This is a genomic window from Mycobacterium sp. 852002-30065_SCH5024008 (genome assembly GCF_001665645.1).
GTDB classification, from domain to species: domain Bacteria; phylum Actinomycetota; class Actinomycetes; order Mycobacteriales; family Mycobacteriaceae; genus Mycobacterium; species Mycobacterium paraffinicum.
Genome location: NZ_LZSZ01000140.1, coordinates 1 through 20,755, shown reverse-complemented (window position 1 = coordinate 20,755; position 20,755 = coordinate 1). Strand labels below are relative to the sequence as shown.

Below are 20,755 nucleotides of genomic sequence, written 5' to 3'. Positions count from 1 at the left end.
CGTCAGCCCCGGCCGGGCCGCGATCACGAGCAGTGAACAGCTATGCGTTCTTTCTATTGCCATTGAGTGCCTGTTGAACAATGCGCTACAAGGCAATTCAATACGGACGTTTAAAGTGAGTGTACAACTGTGTACTCTATCGGCATGGCTGAACGAGGCGCCGAGCCCCAGGTCCCACGGGGACGACGATTGTTCCTGCGGGCGGTGCGGCGCTTGTTCAGCCCGCTCCAGCCGGACGACTACCTCGAGATGATCAATCCGCTGTGGACCACCAAAGAGCTGCGCGGGAAGGTCGAAGCCATCGAGCAGCAGGGCTCGGAAGCGGCCAGCATTCTGATCCGCCCGGGATACGAGTGGCCGGGCCACAAGCCCGGTCAGTATGTGCGCCTCGGCGTCGTCATCGACGGCGTCTACCACTGGCGCGCGTACTCGCTGACGTCGGATCCCTCGCCCAAAGACGGACTCATCAGCGTCACGCCCAAGAGGGTCGACGGCGGCGCGGTGTCGCCGTATCTCGTGCACAAAATTCAGCCCGGCGATCTGGTGCGGCTCGGCGAGATCGAGGGGGTCTTCACGCTGCCCGAGCCCGTGCCGGACAAGATGCTGTTCATCAGCGCCGGCAGCGGCATCACGCCGATCATCAGCATGCTGCGCAGCCTCGATAGCAGCAACGAGTTGGGCGACGTGGTGGTCATTCACTCCGCGCGCACCCGCGAGCAGACCATGTTCGCCGACGCGCTCGACGAGCTCGCCGGCCGCCACGACGGGATGCGGCTGGATCTGCGCCTCACCTCCGAGCAGGGGCGGCTGACACCCGAGGACCTCAATGACCTGTGCCCCGACTGGCGAGAGCGCGAGGCGTTCTGTTCGGGTCCCGGCGAAATGCTCGACGCCCTGATCGAGCACTGGGAAGAAAACGGGGATCGCGAACGCCTGCACTTCGAGCGGTTCCAACCGAAGATAGGCGGCGACGCGAACGCCGGCGAGGGCGGCACGGTGTGCTTCCTCGACAGCGACAAGGAAGTCGAATGTGACGGCGGCACATCGATTCTCGAGGCGGGTGAGAAGGCCGGTCTCAACCTCGCATTCGGCTGCCGGATCGGCATCTGCCACACCTGTGTCGGCACGTTGAAGTCAGGCAAGCTCCGCGACCTGCGCTCGGGCGACGTGATCGAACCGACCGGACAGGACGTCCGAATCTGCATCAATACCGCCGAGGGCGACGTCGAACTCGAACTCTGATCGAAAGGAGCGGCTTGTGACAACTGCCGTGAAGAGGGCCGGGGAGAGCCCGCTGTCCCGACTTGGGGAACAAGAACTCGAAAAACTCGCGAAGGAATTCGACGCGATCCACGACGACGTGTTCGCCGATCTCGGCGACCGCGACCGGCGCTACATCAAGAACGTCATCTCGGCACAACGTCAGATCGTCGTGGCCGGCCGGGTGCTGTTGCTGGCTTCGCGATCGAAGACCGCGTGGCTGCTGGGCACCGCCTGTCTCTCCATGGCCAAGATTCTGGAGAACATGGAGATCGGCCACAACGTGATGCACGGTCAATGGGATTGGATGAACGATCCCGACATCCACTCCTCGGTCTGGGACTGGGACACGGCGTCGACCGCCGAGTCGTGGAAGCACTCCCACAACTACATCCACCACACGTTCACGAACATTCTCGGCAAGGACAAGGATCTCGGCTACGAGATCATGCGAATCGACCCCAACCAGAAGTGGGCTCCGCGCTACCTGGGCCAACCGATCTACAACCTGCTGCTGACGCTGCTGTTCGAGTGGGGTGTGGCCGTCCACGACCTGGACATAGACGCGATACGCAAACGCGAGAAGCCGTGGTCGGAGGTGCGCAAGGACCTGCGGGGCATCGGCGTGAAGGCGCGCGCGCAGATCTATAAGGACTACCTCGGGTGGCCGGCCATCAGTGCCGGGGCGTTCGCCCTCACCCAACTGGCGTTGCGCGGCCGGCTCGAACAGCCGGCGCAGTCCCGCATCGGCAGGAGGATCCGTCGGGTTTCCAACAAGGGCAGGGCCGCCAAGGCGGCGAACTTCCTCGACAAAGTCGCGCCCGGCGTCGAAAGCACCTACCTGCGCACCCTGACCGCCGACGCGCTGGCCAACGTCATCCGCAACGTCTGGGCGCACGCCATCATCTTCTGCGGCCACTTCCCGGACCAGACGTACACGTTCACGCAGGAAGAAGTCGAGAACGAAACCCGCGGTGGTTGGTATGTACGCCAATTGCTCGGCGCCGCGAACATCGATGGCGGCCCGCTGTTCCACCTCATCAGCGGCAATCTCGGTTACCAGGTCGAGCACCACCTCTACCCGGACATGCCGAGTAGTCGATACTCGGAGATCGCGCCGCAGGTCAAAGACATCTGCGAGCGCTACGAGCTGCCGTACAACTCCGGCCGTTTCTCGAAGCAGTGGGGGACGGTGCACCGCAGCATATTCCGCCTGGCTTTCCCGGGTGGAAAGCCCCGACCGAAGCCGGGGCCCTACCACGGCAACGTGCATCGGCCCGATCCCGAGCGGCCCAGCGAAAGCGCCCGGTTCCGCGATCGCGTCCCGGCCGAACACCCGGCCGCGGGACCCGAACACGACTCCACGGGCGTCGAGGTTGAGCCACCGCCGCGGGGCAAGGACTGACCCGGCCGCCGAGTGTGAACAGACTCCGAATCTGAACCATTTCCGTCCGCCGGTCGTGGATGATCATCGATGATGCCCCGCATCCGCAGATCCGATATCGATGACACCGGGCCGACGGCCGATGCCGGAGGTTACGGGTTTCCCGCGCGGTTGTGGCGCCTGCTGGACGAGCACCCGCCGCCGGGTGTCAGGCAGGCACAACGGTGGCGCAGCCCGCTCCGGGGTCCTTGGCTGACGTCCGTGTTCGGTTCGGTGCTGCTGGTCACGCTGCCCATCGTCATCATCACCGGCCTGCTGTCGTATGTCGCCTATGGGCCGCGGTTCGGCCAAGCCATCCCGGGGGACGTCGGGTGGCTGAAGCTGCCGACGTTCGATTGGCCTACCAACCCCTCATGGCTGTATCGGCTGACCCAAGGACTGCACGTCGGGCTCGGGCTGATCCTGATCCCGGTGGTGCTGGCCAAGCTGTGGTCGGTGATACCGAGGCTGTTCGCATGGCCGCCGGCCCGATCGATAGCTCAACTGCTGGAACGGGTTTCGCTGCTGATGCTGGTCGGGGGCGTCCTGTTCGAGATCGTGACGGGCGTGCTGAACATCCAGTACGACTATATCTTCGGGTTCAGTTTCTACACCGCGCATTACTTCGGCGCGTGGGTGTTCATCGCCGGGTTCGTCGTGCATATCACGATCAAGATCCCGGCCATGTGGTCCGGCCTGCGCTCGATCTCACCGCGCGACGTCCTGCGCACCGGGCCTGCGGACACCACCGCCCAGGCGTGGGAGCCGGACGGGCTGGTCGCCGCGGACCCGCACCCCGCGACGGTGAGCCGCCGCGGCGCCCTGGCGCTGGTGGGCGGCGGCGCGCTGTTCCTGGCGGTCATCACCGCGGGCCAGACGCTGGGCGGCTACACGCGGCCCGCCGCGCTGCTGCTGCCGCGGGGGCGCACCCGTGGCGATGGGCCCAACGACTTCGAGATCAACCGAACCGCGGTAGTCGCCGGAATTTCCGCCGAGAACACCGGCGAGCGCTGGCGGCTCACCGTGACCGGCGGTCCTCGCCCCGTGGTACTGGACCGCACCGCGCTGCTGGCCATGCCGCAGCGCACCGCCGTCCTGCCGATCGCCTGCGTGGAAGGCTGGTCGACCACCCAAACCTGGGCCGGGGTGCGGTTGGCGGACCTGGCCCGGCTCGCCGGCGTTCCCGCGCCGGCCTCGGCGCATGTCGCGTCGCTGGAGCGCTCCGGCGCATTCGGCCGCGCGACACTGCAAGGGAGCCAGGTGCTGCACCCCGATGCGCTGCTGGCGTTGCGCGTCAACGGCGCCGACCTGTCGCCGGACCATGGCTTCCCGGCGCGCATCATCGTGCCGGCGATGCCCGGGGTGCACAACACCAAATGGGTGGAGTCGATAGCCTTCCAGGCGGCCGCAAATGCGTAGTGCCCGAAGGGGTTTCGCAAGGGTCTACGGGTCCTACCCGTGGCATCTGCTGACCCTGATCGCCGGGTTTGCGCTCCTGGGCTACGTGGTGGTCATGATCAAACCGGTCACGCTGTGGAACCCACAGGTGTGGTGGCAGTCGATCATCGTGTGGTTCGCCGCGGCCATCGTCGCCCACGACCTGGTGTTGTTCCCCATCTATGCGTTTCTCGACCGGCTGCTGTCGGGGACCGTCGGCCGGCTCGCAGCACCGCCCGTGCGGGTGATCAATTACATCCGGGTGCCAGCGCTGGGCGCGGGCCTGGCGCTGCTGGTGTTCCTTCCGGGCATCATCAAGCAGGGCGGCGCCACCTATTCGGCCGCGACCGGTCAGACGCAGGACCCCTTTCTGGGGCGCTGGCTGTTGCTGACGGCGGCGATGTTCGGGGTCAGCGCCGCGATCTACGCGGTCCGCGCGGCAACGGCGCGCCGGCGGACCGACGCGGCCGACCTACATGCTGGCGATGATGTGTAGGCGCCGGGCGCTGTACTCGGTGTCGGAGATCGCGCCCCTGGCGTGCAGGTCCTCCAGCTGCTTGAGGCGCTCGGAAAGCGGCGGTTCGGAGAGCGGGAGCGCGGCCGGGTGAGCGTGGATGCCGCCGTTGTGCTGCAGTGTGGCGCCCTTGGTGCTCCACCCCTCGCCCAGGCCGATGAGCCGCAGGGCGAACAGCACGCCGGCGCCGGTGATCGGCAGGCCGAGGTAGAGCATCCACCCCAACGGCACGCCGGCCCGGCTCAGCGCGAAGTAGCGCGTCAGCAGCACTAGCGCGAGCATCCCGCCGGCCAGTAGCACGACGACCTTGCTTTTCATCCGCTATAACCTCCGTATAGGTCGCTGCGGGTCGCAGCGGTGGTGGGGCAAGTGCAAATCACCCGTGGCGCTACCGATCCCAAAGCGCGCCGGGCGACTTCACCGTCGGTGGCCGTCCTTGGAGGATTCTTGGCGACTTCTTGGATTGTTCTTTCAAGTCCGCGCGTGTCCTGCGCATCGCGCAGCGAATAACTACGATGGGGAGGCGTGGGGAATGGACAAGCCCGGACGGCGGCGGTGAGCGCCTGCCTGGCCGCACTGGTTTTCACGCCGTTCGACGTCACCGCAACGACTGCAATGACCAAAACCGTTGCGCCGTCCCCATCCTCATCGACCCACGACAGTGCCTTCCGGGGCGGACCGCCCAGCTCTCCCTGCTTCATCGGACTCAACTGCGGATGTGTTCAACACTGCCAATCGCCGCCGCACCCACGTCCTCCGGACGGCGCCGGCGATCCCCAGCACGCACCTCCCGCCTCGGCGCCGTCGAATCCCCAGTCCGGCCGCGCAAATGCGTGGCCCGCGGCGAGTAACTACACTGCGGAATTGTGAACAAGCGACAAGCCCGGCCCGTGGCGGGGTTGTGTGGTGTCGTTGCGGCACTCGTCGTGGCGTTCGCGTGGTCGCCCGGGGACACGAACGCTAAGGCTGCGAGCCCTCCTTCTTCCAGCGCGACGCCGGCGCCGGCGCCGGGTGGGGGCGCCTTGCCCGTTCAGCCTGTTGGCGGGGGTGGCTGCATCATCGGCTTGAACTGCGGATGTGTTCAGCACTGCCACCCGCCGCCGCGTCCCCGCCCTCCCGCCATCGCCGTCGATCCACAGCGCCCCGCTCCAGGTCTGGGCCCACAGAATCCCTAGCAGCCGGGGCCGCGAAGGCAACGACCCGACTTGCTGACAGCGCCGTTCGCGGCTTTCCTATGATCTGGCCATGGAGTCCGAGTCCTCGCCGGCGTTCACCGACGAGGACTCGGCCCGGTTTCGTGCCGCCGGCTTCTGGTCTGACACGACACTGTCGGACGCGGTGCGCCGCAACGCCGAACAGTCGCCGGATCGTCTCGCCTACGTCGATCATCCGGGGACGTCGCTGACCTGGAGCCAATTCGACAGTGCCGCAACCGATGTTGCCGAACAGCTGGCCGGTGCGGGAGTGGCACCCGGCGATCGGGTGGCGGTGTGGCACGGCGACTCCGCCGCCCTCCACGTGCTGTTCGTGGCGATCGAGCGGTGCGGGGCCGTCGTCGTCGGCGTCGGCGCGCGCGCCGGCAGCCGTGAGGTCACGGCGATCCTGCGCAGCTCGCAGCCGCAGATCCTGATCAGCGATCAGCAGCGCGGCAGGGAATCCGCGACTGTCGCCGACGAGCTTTCGCTGCCCACCCTGGTCTTGACCGTTGACGCCGGCAGGCCTCGACTGAACGTTCCGGTACCGCCCAAGGTGCTGACCGGCGAGTCCCGACTCGGCCCCGACGATGTCTTCCTCATCAACTCCACCTCAGGGACCACCGGCCTGCCCAAGTGCGTGGTGCACACCCAGAATCGTTGGTACTACTTCCACCAGAAGGCCGTCGCCAACGGGCGGTTGACGCCGGAGGACACGATCCTGCCCGTCATACCGACGCCGTTCGGCTTCGGGCTATGGACCAGCCACACCACGCCGATCTATCTCGGCGCCACCGCGGTGATCCTGGAACGGTTCGGTGCGAGGGCGACCTGCGAGGCGATATCCCGGCACAAGGTCAGCGTGTTGTGTTGTGTCAGCACGCAATTGACCATGCTGATGGCGGATCCCGCCACCCGCGGCTACGACCTGAGTTCGCTGCGCGTCGTGTTCACCGGCGGCGAGGCGCTGCCATACCGGCCGGCCGTCGAGTTCGAGGAGCTCACCGGCGCCACGATTCTGCAGTTCTACGGCTCGAACGAAACCGGGATGCTCAGCGCGACCACGATGGACGACTCACGCGAACGCCGGCTGCGCACCGGAGGCCGGATCGTCCCCGAGATGGCCGTCCGGCTCTTCGACGGGGAACGGGACGTCACCGCGACGGGACGGGGCCAGCCCGCATGCCGCGGCCCGGCGACCAGCCTCGGCTACCTCGGCGGGACCGACCACGACAAACTGTTCACCCGCGACGGCTGGATGCGCATGGGCGACATCTGCGAAATCGACGCGGACGGCTATCTGACCGTCACCGGGCGAACCTCCGACTTCATCCTGCGCGGCGGCAAGAATATCAGCGCGACCCAGGTCGAGGACGCCGTCACGACCCACCCCGCCATCGGGGTGGCGGCGGCCGTCGCGATGCCCGATCCGGTCTTCGGCGAAAAGGTCTGCCTCTACGCCGAACTCGTCGACGCCGCCACCCTGGACCTGCCCGAGCTCGTCGAACACCTGTTGGCGCTGGGGGTATCCAAGGAGCTACTGCCCGAACGGCTCATCGTGGTCGACGAGCTGCCACGATCGTCCGGCGGGAAGGTTGCCAAAGGCCGGCTCCGCGAGGATATTCGAGCCAGAACGGAGACTTGATGATGAATGCTCCTAACGCGCGTCGGGGCGGCCTCGAGGTCTGGGCGCCGTCGGTGGTTCCCCCGATCGGGGTCGAGCTGTCCGACGAGCAGGCGCTCGCCGTGGCCTTCCGCCACCTGGCCGGCATCGGATTCGCCGAGAACATGGCGGGACACATCACCTGGCAGCCGGACGGACAGACCGAGATGCTCGTCAATCCGTGGGGCCTGTGGTGGCAGGAGATCACCGCGTCCGACATCTGCGTGGTCGACGCCGACGCGCAAGTGTTGCGCGGCCGTTGGGATGTCACTCCCGCCATCCACATCCACACCGAGCTGCACCGCGTTCGCGACGACGCCCGGGTGGTCATCCACAATCACCCCTACTACGTGTGCGTGCTCGCCGCGCTGGGCAGGCTGCCCGAATTGGTGCACCAGACCGGTTCGCTGTTCCTCGATGACATGTGCCTGGTGGACACCTACGACGGCGAGATCGACAGCCCCGCCCGCGCGGCCGAACTGGCGGCCCGCATCGGGCCCGCGAACCTGACCATCCTGGCCAACCACGGCGTCATCGCCACCGGCCGCAACCTGCCCGAGGCCGTCTACCGAGCGGCGTCGATCGAGCGGGTATGCAAGCTGGCCTACGACGTGCTGCTCACCGGCATCCAGCCGGTGGCCATGAACTGGGCGGACATGGCGGGCATGCAGCGGTCGCTCGTCGAGCGCGCGGCCGACGTGTACTGGGCGGGAGCGGCCAGGATGACCATCAAGGCCGATGCCGATGTGCTCACGTGAACCGCACCGGCGAGTGTGCACCCATGGCGGCGACACGCCGACAGCCACCGCCGCCACCGCACACTGAAAGCCGCCACCGCACACTCAACCGCGCCGTCCCGCAAGGAGATTACGAGTGAAATCGATCGACGAGCTGGCCGGGGACCTGAGCTTCACCACCGCGAAAACGGGCGAGCAACGCTCGGTCACCTTCCTGCCGGACCCACCGCGGGCGCCCCGGCGCTACACGGTGATCTCGGTCGACGACCACATCGTCGAGCCGCCGGACACCTTCACCGGACGGCTGCCACGCAAATTTGCCGACCGCGCACCCAGGGTCGTGGAGACCGGGAGCGGGGGACAGTCCTGGGTTTACGACGGCCGGGAACTGCCCAACGTCGGGTTCAACGCGGTGGTCGGCCGACCGGTGGCGGAGTACGGCTTCGAGCCGGTCCGATTCGACGAAATGCGCAGGGGCGCCTGGGATATCCACGAGCGCGTCAAGGACATGGACCTCAACGGCATCTACGCCTCGCTCAATTTCCCGTCCTTCTTGCCGGGGTTCGCCGGCCAGCGGTTGCAGCAGGTGACCAACGACCGCGACCTGGCGCTGGCCTCGGTGCGCGCATGGAACGATTGGCACCTCGAGGTGTGGGCGGGCTCGTATCCCGAGCGCATCATTGCGTGCCAGTTGCCGTGGTTGCTGGACCCCGAGCTCGGCGCGCGGATGATCTACGAGAACGCCGAGCGTGGGTTCCACGCCGTCACGTTCAGCGAGAACCCGGCGATGCTGGGATTGCCGAGCATTCACTCCGGGCATTGGGACCCGATGATGGCGGCGTGCGCCGAGACGGAGACCGTGGTGAACCTGCACATCGGCTCGTCGGGGTCTTCGCCGTCCACCACCGAGGACGCGCCGCCGGACGTGCAGGGCGTGTTGTTTTTCGCCTACGCCATCTCGGCGGCGGTCGACTGGCTGTATTCCGGGCTGCCCAGCAGATTCCCCAACCTGAAGATCTGTTTGTCGGAAGGCGGAATAGGCTGGGTCGCCGGCCTGCTGGACCGCCTCGACCACATGCTCAGCTATCACGCGATGTACGGCACGTGGCAGGCGCTGGGCGAAAGCCTGACTCCCGCCGAGGTTTTTACGCGAAATTTCTGGTTCTGCGCGGTGGAGGACAAATCGTCGTTCGTGCAGCGCGACCGGATCGGCGTGGACAACATCATGCTGGAAGCCGACTACCCGCATTGCGACTCCACCTGGCCCCACACCCAGCAGACCATCCACGAGCAAATCGGCGACCTGCCTCAGGATGTGATCCGCAAGTTCAGTTGGGAGAACGCATCCCGCCTGTACCGCCACCCGGTTCCGGAAGAAGTGCAGCGCGATCCCGAGGCGTTCTGAGCCATGACTACGGCCAAAGCCGACTTCAGCTCTGTCCGCTGGGGCTCGGTGGAGTGGACGAACCTCGTCACGCTGTACCTGCGCGCCTACGAAAGCCGTTCCCGCCGACCAATTTTGGGTGACAAGGCGGCCGCGGAGGCGGTGGACCGGATCGACTACGACTTCAAGAGGATCCATCGCAGCTCGCTGCCGGTGTCGAACCAATACCTGGTCGCGTTGCGGGCAAAAGCGCTCGATGACTGGTGCGCGGACTTCTTGCGGCGTCACCCCGACGCGGTGGTCCTGCACCTGGGTTGCGGCCTCGATGGGCGCGCCTTCCGGCTCGCCGTGCCGCATTCGGTTTCGTGGTTCGACATCGACCAACCCGGTGTCATCGAGCTGCGGCGGCGACTCTACGACGACACGGAGTCCTACCGGATGATCGGCTCGTCGGTGACCGATGCGAAGTGGCTGGAGCAGATCCCGACCGGGCGGCCCACGTTGGTGGTCGCCGAGGGCCTGCTGATGTATCTGACCGAGCAGCAGGTCCGCGTGTTGCTGCAGCGGCTCACCGATCGATTCGATTGCGGCGAAATGCAATTCGACACGCTCTCCGCTCTGGCGCCGCTGCTGTCGAAGCTTTTCACCAGGGGGATCATCAAGTGGGGCATCCGCGACGCGCGGGTGCTACAGACGTGGAACCCGAGGCTGCGGTTGGTCGAGCAGGCGCCCGCGCTGGCGGGCTACCGGGAAATCGAATCGACGGCGGTGCGGTGGATGTACAAGCTGACCTGCGCATCGCCCGGTGGCAATTATGACGTGCTGAGCCGCTTCGAGTTCTAATGGCGTCACAGGTCGGAAGACAGCCGCCGCAAGATGTCGGATGTCGGTTCGGCGGTGGCGCTGCGGTATCCGGTGCCCGCCCACAGGTGGACGTAGTCGGGCTTGCCCGCCGCGGCTGCGGCTTTGCGCAGCGGGCTGGTGAGGTAGTGGATGGCGGGATAGCCCAGCGGCGCCTGGGCCTCGTGGGCATCGATGAACGAGTTGCGCAGCCCGCGGGCGGGGCGGCCGGTGAAGGCGTGTGTGAGCACCGTTTCGCTGTAGGCGGGATCGGTCAGGGCGGCCGTGTGCGTGGCCGAGGCGCCGCTTTCGTCGGCGCGCAGCAGGACCGTCCCGACCGCGGCCGCGGCGGCCCCCGCGTGGATCACCTCGGCAACCGCGCCTGGGGTGGCGAGCCCGCCGGCGGCGATCACCGGCAGCGGCACCGTCGCGACGATCAGTTCGACCAGCTCGGCGATCGGCACCGGCATCAGTGGCTTCCGCGGCGAGAGCGTGCCCGAGTGACCGCCGGCGGCCACCCCCTGAACGGCGAGCATGTCCACCCCGGCGTCGCGCGCCTGCGCCGCCTCCTCGGGCGTGGTCACCGTCTGCACCACGACGCTGCCCGCCTTGCGCAGCGCCGCGATCACGCTGTCCGACGGGATGCCGAAGGTGAACGACACCATCGGAACCGGGTCGTCGAGCAGCAGCGCGATCTTCTCGTCGAACTTGTCGGTGTCCTCGACGGGCTCCGGGGGCAGCGTCACTCCGAACTGGTCGGCGTCGCGCTGAACGATAGCGGCATAGGCCCGGTAGGCCTCGGGGTCAACCGGTAGGGGATTGGGCGCAAATACGTTGATACCGAACGGGATTCCCTCGGAGCGGACCTGTTTGAGCTCGGCCTCGACGGCCTCCACGGTCTTGTAGCCGGCGGCGAGGATGCCCAGGCCGCCCGCGCGAGTCGCGGCCGACACCATCGCGGGGGTGGTCGGGCCGCCCGCCATCGGGGCGGCGACCAGCGGAATGGACATTCCGAACTGTGGCAGCATCTCAAAGCCCTTCCGGTGTCGCAGTGTCGCAGGCGCGGAGATCGCCGCCTCGACAATAACGACTGCCGTCGCGGCGGCATTCCGCCCTGGAGCGGGACCTGGCAGGATGCTTCAGCGTGAACAGGCCCAACTTCCTCGTGATCGTGGCGGACGACCTCGGGTTTTCCGATATCGGCGCGTTCGGCGGCGAAATCGAGACACCCAATATCGATCGGCTCGCCCACGCGGGGATCCGGTTCACCGATTTCCACTCCGCGCCCGCCTGCTCGCCCACCCGGGCGATGCTGCTGACGGGAACGGACCACCACGTCGCCGGAATCGGCACCATGCTGGAGGTCGCCGGGCCGGCGTTCCGCGGCGCACCCGGCTATGAGGGTTATCTGAACGATCGGGTCGTGGCGTTGCCCGAGCTGCTGCGCGACGCCGGATACCTGACGCTCATGTCGGGCAAGTGGCACCTGGGCGCGACCATCGAGACATCGCCGTGGGCGCGCGGGTTCGAGCGCTCGTTTGCCTTGCTGCCGGCGGGGGCCAGCCATTACGGGGGTCGAGCGGCCGGCGGCTTCTCGCCCATTCCAACGCTTTACACCGAGGATGACCAGTTCGTCACGGTCGGGGACGACTTCTACTCGTCGGACTTCTACACCGACAAGCTGTTGCAGTACCTGCGCGAACGGGCACCCGGCGAGGACCGGCCCTTCTTCGCGTATCTGCCCTTCCAGGCACCGCACTGGCCGCTGCAGGCGCCGGACGAATCCATCGCGAAATACCGTGGCCGCTACGACGGCGGTCCGGACGCGCTCCGCGAGGAGCGACTGGCGGCCCTCAAGCGGCTGGGCTTGTGCCCGCCGGACGTCGAGGCGCATCCGGTCGTCGCCGACGACGCCCCGGAGTGGGCCGACATGACCGACGAACAGCGTGCGGTGTCTGCCCGCAGCATGGAGGTCTACGCCGGGATGGTTGACCGGATGGACTGGAATATCGGCAGGGTGATCGAATACCTTTCGGACAGCGGGGAACTCGACGACACCGTCGTTATCTTCCTGTCCGACAACGGTGCCGAAGGTGCCATCGTTGAAGCGATGCCGCTGCACGGTGCGCGTATCGCCGCGCAGATCGAAAAGCATTGCGACAATAGCGTCGACAACCTCGGCCGGCCCTCCTCGTTCATCTGGTACGGACCGCGGTGGGCGCAAGCGGCCACCGCGCCGTCGCGGCTGCACAAGGCGTTCACCACCGAGGGCGGCATCCGGGTGGTCGGCTTCGTCACCTGGCCCGGTTTTCACCGGCAACGAGAGGTCGGGACCGCGTTCAGCACCGTCATGGACATCGCCCCGACGGTGCTGGAACTGGCGGGGGCGGCGCATCCCGGCGCCGCCTATCGCGGGCGTGAGGTGGCACCGATGCGCGGCCGCTCCATGGTGCCGTATCTGTCGGGCGGCGCGGAGGCCGTGCATGCCGCCGAGACCGGCACGGGCTGGGAGTTGTTCGGCCGTCGCGCGATTCGCCAGGGGGACTGGAAGGCGCTGTACCTGCCCGCACCATACGGTCCGGGCAGCTGGCAGCTCTACGACCTCGCTACCGATCCGGGTGAGATTCACGACCTCGCCGGCTCGCACCCAGACAAGCTGGCCGAACTGCTGACGTTGTGGGACCGCTACGTCGAGGAAAACGGCGTGATCCTCGATCCCGTCTCGGTGTTCGACGTGGAGTTTGAGGCTGAGTCTGATGGCTGAGACAACCTCGTGTGCGATCGTCGGTGGCGGCCCGGCCGGAATGGTCCTGGGGCTGCTCCTGGCGCGGGCGGGTGTCCAAGTCACCCTGATGGAGAAGCACGGTGACTTCCTGCGGGACTTCCGCGGCGACACGGTCCACCCGACCACCATGCGGTTGCTCGACGAACTGGGCCTGTGGGAACCGTTCGCGGCCTTGCCTTTTACCGAGGTCCGCACCGCGAAACTCGAATCTAACGGGCAGTCGGTGACCTACGTCGACTTCGAGCGGTTGCGCCAGCCCCACCCCTTTGTCGCGATGGTGCCGCAGTGGGACTTGCTCAAGCTCCTCGCCGGTGCGGCACAGGAGGAGCCGAGCTTCTCGCTGCGGATGAACACCGAAGTCACCGGGCTCCTGTGGGAGGGCAGCAGGGTTGCCGGTGTGCGCTACCGCGGGCCCGAGGGTCCGGGTGAATTGCGGGCCGAGTTGACCGTTGCCTGCGACGGCCGCTGGTCGGTCGTTCGGCACGAGGCCGGACTGAAGGCGCGCGAATACCCGGTGAGGTTTGACGTGTGGTGGTTTCGGTTGCCGCACAAGGAAGACACCGAATACTCCTTTTTGCCCCGCCTCGGTCCGGGCAAGGGGCTCGCCGTGATCCCGCGGGAGGGTTACTTCCAGATCGCCTACCTCGGGCCGAAGGGCACCGACGCCCAGCTGCGGGCGCGCGGCATAGAGGCGTTCCGGCGCGACGTGGAAGAGTTGCTACCGGACATGCCCGAGTCGGTCGCGGCGCTGCAATCCATGGACGACGTCAAACATCTGGACGTGCACGTGAATCGGCTGCGGCGCTGGCATACCGACGGGCTGCTGTGCATCGGGGATGCGGCGCACGCGATGTCGCCGCTGGGCGGGGTCGGCATCAACCTGGCGATCCAGGATGCGGTCGCGGCCGCGACCGTACTGGCCGAACCGCTGCGACAACACCGGGTCGGTGACCGCGAGCTCGCCGCGGTGCACCGCCGCCGCGTGTTCCCGACGGTGGTGACCCAACTCGTGCAGCAGGTGCTGCACCACATGTTGCTCGGGCCGTTGTTGCGCGGCGCGGACCCCACGCCGCCCGCGGCGCTGCTCGGCCTGATGAAGCGGCTGCCGTGGCTGTCGGCCGTGCCGGCCTACTTTGTCGGCGTCGGCGTGCGGCCCGAGCATGCGCCGGCATTCGCGCGCCGTACGCCGCGGGAGGCGGTTTGATATTTCGCGGGCGAGGGTAACCTACTTGTGAAAATTTTTCGAAGGTCGTGAAATTGGTTCTGTCTCCGCAGTGCGGACGCCGCCTCTGGCGAGCCATGGACCGACAGGAGGCCAGTCATGAATCTCAAGAAACTCGCAGGTAAGGCCATCGTCACCGGTGCATTGAGCGCGGCGGCACTGGGCCTCGGAACCGGGATGGCACAGGCCCACCCCGGACCGTGGCCGCCGCCAGTTCCGCCGGGTCCGCACGTGGTCGACAATGGTCACTGGAATCCGCTGCCGCCTGGGCAGGTCAAGCAGATTTGTCCCTGGCAGGCGCCGCCCGGGCATTGGGTTGGTGGCCCGCACGGTGTTCCCTGCACCTGATCTGCGCACAATTTGATGCACGCTTGCCGCGCGGCGTCGCCGTGATTCCGACGAGTTCTACTGGCGAAGCCCGAATACGCTGAGCATGCCGATGCCGAACCAGTCCAGCCTCGTGCTCATGTCATGAGGACCGGCTGGCCAGCTGGGCCAATTGTGCTGCCCCCTCGGCCGTTTGGGTGGTCAGTGCGATCCGCCCGGAGCCGACCTGGTCCTCGATGATCGGGGCCTCCAGAACGAGATTGTCGCGGATGAAGGCCACGTGGTCCTTCAGGTGCGAGGCGGTGTAGGACGCCCATGCGGTTGCCGACGGCGGGTCCAGGGTCAGGGTCACGTCGTAGAAACCCGCGGCCAGTGACTTCGGTGGGTCGACGTGTATCAATCCGAGCTGCATGCTCTCCGGACCCAGCATGTACAAGGTGGTCCGCCCGACATCACAGGTGGTGAGCGCATCGGTCGGTGCCACCACGTGATCGGTGGCCGGGCACTTCTCCGGGGTGGTCGGCTGAGACTTCGTCACCGGCCGGACGGGCAGCGGCGCAATCTTCACAATCGGCGCGGGCAATGCGGTTGTGGTGGGCGCCGGGGCAGTGGTGGTCGACGTGGTGGGTGCGGCCTGATGCCGCGTCGGGTGGCAGCCGCAGAGCAGCGCCCCGAACAGGCCGGCGCACGCGAGCCAGGCGGCCATGACGCGCCCGCGGCGGCGCGCGCAGCGATGCCTCACCACGCCCTCTGTCTGATCACTCCGACGTCCAATCATCCGACCCATTGTTCCAGTCGAACACACGCCGTCACGCCGTTGTCTGATAGTCGTTGCGTCGCGGACGTTTTCGTGCGGGGCGGGGAAAGACCCCGCTTGGTGGCCCACCGGCCCGCCGTCATGGGCGATCACATCGGCCCTTTACCGACACTACGAATATAGAGTAAGGTCTCGGTCCGAGACGGATCGCCATGGACAAACGCCGAAAACCTAATCCCGGGGAGCGCCGCCGCGACTTGTGCGATGTGGCGATTCAGTTGTTGGCCGACGACGGGGCCAAGGGATTGAGCCACCTCAAAGTCGACCGCAAAGCCGGCGTGCCCGACGGCACCACGTCGTTCTACTTCCGCACCCGCTCGGCGCTGCTGCGCGCCGTGGCCGAGCGGTTGGCCGAGCTCGACCTCGCCGAGCTGCAATCGGTGGCGGACAGCTCGGCCGATCGGAAAAACGATGCCTCACCCTCACGGTTGTCGCAGGTGGTCATTCAGGCCGCAAGCGACCCGCAGTTGTCGCGGACCAAAGCCCGATACGAGCTGACGATGCAAGCCACTCGCGACCCGTCGCTCGCCGCGATCTTGCAGCAGGCCACAGACGAGTTCACCAAGCTGCACCGGGAGATCCTCGTGCAACTGATGCCGCACGGCGCAGACCTGGAACCGGCGGTGGTCGAGGATCTCAGCAACGTCACTCTGACGTTCATCAACGGCCTGTTGCAGCGGCTCGCCCATGGCGACCGGCTCATCGATACCGCGGAGCAGTTGGATGGGATCTTGTCCGCGATTGCGGCGGGGATTCTCAAGAGTCCGAACAAGGGGCGCCTGACACGGAGCGACGGCGTGCCACCAGCGCGCCGCGGCGGATCCGGGTGAGCGTGCGGGGCCGGACACGGCGTGCGTGGCTCTGGCTCTTGCCAGGGCACCCGCTGTATGGTTCTCTACGAGAATAGAGTAGGGCCACGTTCGCGGGTCGCTTCAGCCAAAACCCGTGAGCAACTGCGAACAATGCAATTAAGCGGAGTGTATAAATTGGCCGAGCCCGATCCGGCGTTGACAGACCGGCCGCGCCGGCTCTGTTGCAGGGGGTATGGGTACCCGGAAATGTCTGCAGTAGGAGGGATTTCGTGACGGCGAGCACGGATAGCCATGTTCGTTTCGACCCATATGACGTCGAGCTGATTGCCGACCCATATCCCATGTTCAAGCGCCTTCGTGACGAGGCGCCGCTTTACTACAACTCCGAATACGACTTCTACGCGCTGAGCCGATTCGCCGATGTAAACAAGGCAATCATCGACTACGGCACTTACAGCTCCGCTCGGGGCGTGATCATGGAACTGATCAAGGCCAACCTCGAGATCCCCTCAGGCATGTTGATCTTCGAAGACCCGCCGATCCACGACGTGCACCGCAAGCTGCTGTCGCGCATGTTCACCCCCCGCAAGATCGCGGCGTTGGAGCCGATGATCCGCGAGTTCTGCGCGCAATCGCTGGACCCACTGGTGGGGTCGGGGCGGTTCGACTTCGTCTCCGACCTGGGCGCGATCATGCCGATGAAGGTCATCAGCGCACTGCTCGGGATTCCCGAAGAAGATCAGGAGTACATCCGCGATCGCGGCAATGCCCAACTACGCACCGAGCCCGGCAAGCCGATGAGTGCCGCCGAGCACGGCTTGTCAGTAGGCGAGCAGTTCGAGGCCTATATCGACTGGCGTGCCGACAATCCGTCCGACGACATCATGACCGAGCTGCTGAACGCCGAGTTCGTCGACGAGACCGGCACGACGCGGCGACTGAGGCGCGAGGAGATCCTGGTCTACCTCAACGTGGTGGCCGGCGCGGGAAACGAAACGACAACGCGGCTTATCGGTTGGGCGGGCAAAGTTCTCGCGGAGCACCCCGACCAGCGTCGCGAGCTCGTCGAGAACCCCGGACTCATCCCGCAGGCAATCGAGGAGCTGCTGCGCTTCGAGCCTCCCGCGCCGCACATGGCACGCTATGTGACTCGCGACGTCAGCCTCTATGGCCAGACGGTGCCGGAAGGCAGCGTGATGCTGATGCTGATTGGGGCGGCCTGCCGCGACGAGCGACAGTTTGGGCCCGACGCCGGCGAATTCAACATTCATCGCGCCGCCCGGCCGCACCTCACGTTCAGCGTCGGCGCCCACTTCTGCTTGGGTTCGGCGCTGGCCCGGCTGGAAGGCCGTGTCGCCCTCGAGGAGATCCTCAAGCGGTTCCCGGAGTGGGAGCCTGATCTGGCCAACGCCACGCTCAGCCCGACGTCGTCGGTGCGGGGCTGGGAAACCCTGCCCACCGTGGTGCCCTAATGACCGGCCGCGTCGAGGGCCGGGTAGAGGGAAAAGTCGCGTTCGTCAGCGGCGCCGCCCGCGGTCAGGGCCGCAGCCACGCGGTGCGCTTGGCGCAAGAGGGCGCCGACATCGTCGCGATCGACGTCTGCGGACCGATCGAGAACCTGGCTTATCCGCACTCGACGCCGGAGGACCTCGCCGAGACGGCCGACTTGGTCAAAGCTCAGGATCGTCGCATCGTCACCGCGCAGGTAGACGTCCGCGACTACGACGCGCTGAAATCCGCCGTGGACGCCGGTGTGGAACAACTCGGGCGGCTCGACATCATCGTCGCGAACGCGGGCGTGGGTACCGACGGCCGGAAGCTGCACAAGATCCGGGAGAACGTCTGGCAGGACATGATCGACATCAACCTGAGCGGCGTCTGGCATACGGTCAAAGCGGGCGTCCCACACCTACTTGCGGGTGGTCGCGGCGGATCGATCGTGCTCACCAGCTCGGTCGGCGGGCGCAAAGCCTACCCGAACACCGGCCACTACATCGCCGCCAAGCACGGCGTCATCGGCCTGATGCGTGCATTCGCCGTCGAGCTGGGCCAGCACATGATCCGCGTCAACGCCGTGCTACCCACCCAGGTGAGCACCACGATGGTGATGAACGACAACACATTCCGGCTGTTTCGCCCGGACCTGGAAAATCCGGGCCCCGACGACTTCGCCCCCATATCCCAGATGATGCACACCCTGCCGGTGCCCTGGGTGGACGCCGTGGACATCAGCAACGCGGTCCTGTTCCTCGCCTCTGACGAATCTCGTTATGTCACCGGCGTTTCGCTTCCCGTCGACGCGGGCAGCTTGCTCAAATAGGCGCTAGTTCAAGAGAAGTTGGAGAAGATTATGCCTGAATACGACTACGAAGAAATGAAAAAGGAAGCCGAGCAGTACATCAAGTTCGAGAAGGACAAGAAGAATCGGATCGCCTACATCACCTTCAACCGCCCCGAGGAGCTCAACTCCACCACCTTGGGTATGCGGCAGAACTACGCCGACCTGATCCACAAGTGCAACGTGGACGACGACGTCAAGGTCGTCGTGATCCGTGGCGAGGGAGATGATTTCGGAAGTGGTGGCGACCTGCCCGAGCAGCGGGGAATGCTGGAGAACCCCGGCATGCCGCTGCTGCACGAGCTGGCCATCAACGATGACGACGTCAAGTACCCGCCCGGCGGATCGTATCGCTACCTGTCGACCGTCACCGACTTCTACGCCAAGGCCCGCGCGGGAAACCGCCCGCTGCAGGAGCTGCGCAAGATCAGCATCATCGAGGCCAAGGGCTACTGCTACGGCTGGCACTTCTACCAGGCCGGCGACGCCGACCTGGTGGTCTCTTCCGACGACGCCCTCTTCGGCCACCCGGCGTTTCGCTACGTGGGTTGGGGACCGCGCCTGTGGTGGTGGGCCGAGACGATGGGCCTGCGCAAGTTCTCCGAAATGCTCTTCACCGGAAGGCCGTTCAGCGCCAAGGAGATGTACGAGTGCGGCTTCGTCAACAGCGTGGTGCCGCGCGAGAAGCTGGAAGAAGAGACGCTGAAGTACGCGATGGCTTGCTCGCGTTCCCGCCCGACCGACACCGTCGCGGTGCAGAAGACCTTCCTGGAGCTCTACAAGCAGCACAAGGGTGAATACTTCGGCAGCCTGCTCACCGGCATGGTCGAGGGGATGCTGCCGATGATTCAAAACGACGCGGAGGAAGTGGACCTGACCGCGGGCACCTTCGAGAAGGGCCTCAACAACGTGGTGAAGGACAATGACCTGAACTTCCCGCCGGAGTGGCGCCTGAGCCGCTCGGGACGCGCGAAGCCCTGACCGCTTTGGGAGAGCTCGCATGTCGGCGCTGACGGGTTTCCGGGTCGTCGAGCTGGCCGGGTCTGTGGCGGGGGAGTACTGCGGAAAGTTGTTGGCCGACTTCGGCGCCGAGATCCTCAAGGTCGAGGCGCCGGAGTCCGGCAGCCCGACGCGGGCGATGGCTCCCATCGTCGCCGACGGCCCCGACGGCAGCGGGCTGTTCGCGTACCTCAACACCAACAAGCAGTCCGTCGTGCTGGATCTCGGTTCGGATGACGGCGTCGAGGCCGTCCACCGGCTCATCGGCACCGCGGACGCGGTCATCGACGACGGCGACACCGGCTGGGCGCGGCTGCACCCGGACGTGGTGTTGTGTTCGATCACACCGTTCGGCCAGAACGCGCCCGCCGAGTTCGGCAATGCCAAGAGCATCAACGTGTTCCACGCCAGCGGTTGGGGATACCACACGCCCAGCCACCCCGACCCCGCCAAGCCGCCACTGCAGGGACCCGGCCGGTTCCTGGCCGACTACGAAGCGGGACTGGATGCCGCGCTGTGCGTGGCGTCGGCGCTCTTCGGGCGTCTGCACAGCGGCCACGGCGATTCCATCGACATCTCCGAACACGCCGTGCTGGCCTCCCGCGCCGACTGCATCATCGGCCGGTTCATCACCGGTGAGGTGACCGCCGAAGGCCGCCGCAGCGACTACGACCAGGCGGGTCCGGCAGCGTTTTTCGCATGCGCCGACGGTTTCGTCTACCTGTACATGACCAGCCGCGCCCACTGGCTCGGCCTGAAAGAACTCATGGGCCACCCGGAGTGGCTGGATGCGTTCGACGACGACTGGCTGGAGTTTTCCGTCACCCCGGAGAAGGTGGCCGTGTTCCAGCGGGGCTTCGCCGGTTGGATCCGGGACCTTGCCAAGGAAGAAGCGTCCGATCGAGCCCAGCGCCTGGGTGTGCCGCTGGTGCCGGTGAACGGCGCCGCGGACCTGCATGATTCGCCGCAGTACCGGCACCGGGGCTTCTTCCAGCGGGTGCGGC

At 66.5% G+C, this 20,755-nt stretch carries 19 protein-coding genes; 16 read left to right on the top strand and 3 right to left on the bottom strand.

Going from position 1 to position 20,755, the window contains the following annotated elements; translation table 11 throughout:
- The first annotated feature begins 144 nt into the window (after positions 1-144).
- The 4 genes from A5781_RS17655 to A5781_RS17640 all read left to right on the top strand — a co-directional run bounded on the left by A5781_RS17655 (position 145) and on the right by A5781_RS17640 (position 4,616).
- On the top strand, positions 145-1,242 hold the full coding sequence (locus A5781_RS17655) for a ferredoxin reductase (RefSeq protein ID WP_067209018.1): 1,098 nt from the start codon (positions 145-147) through the stop codon (positions 1,240-1,242).
- 28 nt (positions 1,243-1,270) lie between these two features.
- On the top strand, positions 1,271-2,665 hold the full coding sequence (locus A5781_RS17650; protein ID WP_369817752.1) for a fatty acid desaturase: 1,395 nt from the start codon (positions 1,271-1,273) through the stop codon (positions 2,663-2,665).
- Between the two features lie 72 nt (positions 2,666-2,737).
- Positions 2,738-4,102 (top strand): molybdopterin-dependent oxidoreductase, encoded by a 1,365-nt coding sequence (locus tag A5781_RS17645; RefSeq protein ID WP_082939408.1) that lies wholly within the window; start codon positions 2,738-2,740, stop codon positions 4,100-4,102.
- Entirely contained in the window at positions 4,095-4,616 is a 522-nt protein-coding gene (locus A5781_RS17640; RefSeq protein ID WP_067209004.1) for a hypothetical protein, read from the top strand. The genes A5781_RS17645 and A5781_RS17640 overlap by 8 nt, the downstream gene beginning before the upstream one ends.
- On the opposite strand, the gene A5781_RS17635 is transcribed toward A5781_RS17640, so the two are convergent.
- The gene (locus A5781_RS17635) at positions 4,593-4,952 is read right to left on the bottom strand and encodes an SHOCT domain-containing protein (RefSeq protein ID WP_067209001.1); all 360 of its coding nucleotides are present in this window, start codon (positions 4,950-4,952) and stop codon (positions 4,593-4,595) included. The two genes, A5781_RS17640 and A5781_RS17635, sit on opposite strands and share 24 nt — an antisense overlap.
- A gap of 927 nt (positions 4,953-5,879) precedes the next feature.
- Here A5781_RS17635 and A5781_RS17630 point away from each other — a divergent pair.
- From A5781_RS17630 to A5781_RS17615, 4 genes are all read left to right on the top strand, one after another.
- A complete protein-coding gene (locus A5781_RS17630) occupies positions 5,880-7,472 on the top strand; it encodes a class I adenylate-forming enzyme family protein (protein ID WP_067208998.1) in 1,593 nt (530 codons plus the stop codon).
- Positions 7,473-7,474: 2 nt separating this feature from the next.
- Entirely contained in the window at positions 7,475-8,248 is a 774-nt protein-coding gene (locus A5781_RS17625; RefSeq protein ID WP_067208995.1) for a class II aldolase/adducin family protein, read from the top strand.
- A gap of 115 nt (positions 8,249-8,363) precedes the next feature.
- Positions 8,364-9,632, top strand: coding sequence for an amidohydrolase family protein (locus A5781_RS17620; protein ID WP_067208992.1), 1,269 nt, complete (start codon positions 8,364-8,366; stop codon positions 9,630-9,632).
- Between the two features lie 3 nt (positions 9,633-9,635).
- Positions 9,636-10,454, top strand: coding sequence for a class I SAM-dependent methyltransferase (locus A5781_RS17615; protein ID WP_067208989.1), 819 nt, complete (start codon positions 9,636-9,638; stop codon positions 10,452-10,454).
- A 5-nt stretch (positions 10,455-10,459) separates the two neighbouring features.
- Here the strand turns inward: A5781_RS17615 and A5781_RS17610 are convergent, their stop codons facing one another.
- A complete protein-coding gene (locus A5781_RS17610) occupies positions 10,460-11,479 on the bottom strand; it encodes a nitronate monooxygenase family protein (RefSeq protein WP_067208985.1) in 1,020 nt (339 codons plus the stop codon).
- 116 nt (positions 11,480-11,595) lie between these two features.
- On the opposite strand from A5781_RS17610, the gene A5781_RS17605 reads away from it, so the two are divergent.
- The 3 genes from A5781_RS17605 (at position 11,596) to A5781_RS25155 (ending at position 14,806) form a co-directional block, all read left to right on the top strand.
- Positions 11,596-13,215: an arylsulfatase gene (locus tag A5781_RS17605; protein ID WP_067208982.1), complete on the top strand. Its 1,620-nt coding sequence runs from the start codon at positions 11,596-11,598 to the stop codon at positions 13,213-13,215.
- Positions 13,208-14,440: an FAD-dependent oxidoreductase gene (locus tag A5781_RS17600; protein WP_067208978.1), complete on the top strand. Its 1,233-nt coding sequence runs from the start codon at positions 13,208-13,210 to the stop codon at positions 14,438-14,440. Before A5781_RS17605 ends, A5781_RS17600 begins: the two co-directional genes overlap by 8 nt.
- A gap of 117 nt (positions 14,441-14,557) precedes the next feature.
- Positions 14,558-14,806 carry a hypothetical protein gene (locus tag A5781_RS25155; protein WP_082939407.1) on the top strand — a complete coding sequence of 83 codons (249 nt, stop codon included), beginning with the start codon at positions 14,558-14,560 and terminating at the stop codon, positions 14,804-14,806.
- Between the two features lie 121 nt (positions 14,807-14,927).
- Here the strand turns inward: A5781_RS25155 and A5781_RS17595 are convergent, their stop codons facing one another.
- The gene (locus A5781_RS17595) at positions 14,928-15,491 is read right to left on the bottom strand and encodes a preprotein translocase subunit SecD (protein ID WP_067208975.1); all 564 of its coding nucleotides are present in this window, start codon (positions 15,489-15,491) and stop codon (positions 14,928-14,930) included.
- A 263-nt stretch (positions 15,492-15,754) separates the two neighbouring features.
- On the opposite strand from A5781_RS17595, the gene A5781_RS17590 reads away from it, so the two are divergent.
- The 5 genes from A5781_RS17590 to A5781_RS17570 form a co-directional block, all read left to right on the top strand.
- Positions 15,755-16,432 (top strand): TetR/AcrR family transcriptional regulator, encoded by a 678-nt coding sequence (locus tag A5781_RS17590; protein ID WP_067208971.1) that lies wholly within the window; start codon positions 15,755-15,757, stop codon positions 16,430-16,432.
- 251 nt (positions 16,433-16,683) lie between these two features.
- Entirely contained in the window at positions 16,684-17,886 is a 1,203-nt protein-coding gene (locus tag A5781_RS17585) for a cytochrome P450 (protein ID WP_067208967.1), read from the top strand.
- A complete protein-coding gene (locus tag A5781_RS17580) occupies positions 17,886-18,734 on the top strand; it encodes a mycofactocin-coupled SDR family oxidoreductase (RefSeq protein ID WP_067208964.1) in 849 nt (282 codons plus the stop codon). Before A5781_RS17585 ends, A5781_RS17580 begins: the two co-directional genes overlap by 1 nt.
- Positions 18,735-18,764: 30 nt before the next feature.
- A complete protein-coding gene (locus A5781_RS17575) occupies positions 18,765-19,733 on the top strand; it encodes an enoyl-CoA hydratase/isomerase family protein (protein WP_067208961.1) in 969 nt (322 codons plus the stop codon).
- 19 nt (positions 19,734-19,752) lie between these two features.
- Positions 19,753-20,755, top strand: a 1,003-nt coding sequence (locus A5781_RS17570; protein ID WP_197503888.1) for a CoA transferase, incomplete at its 3' end; no start/stop codon positions are given.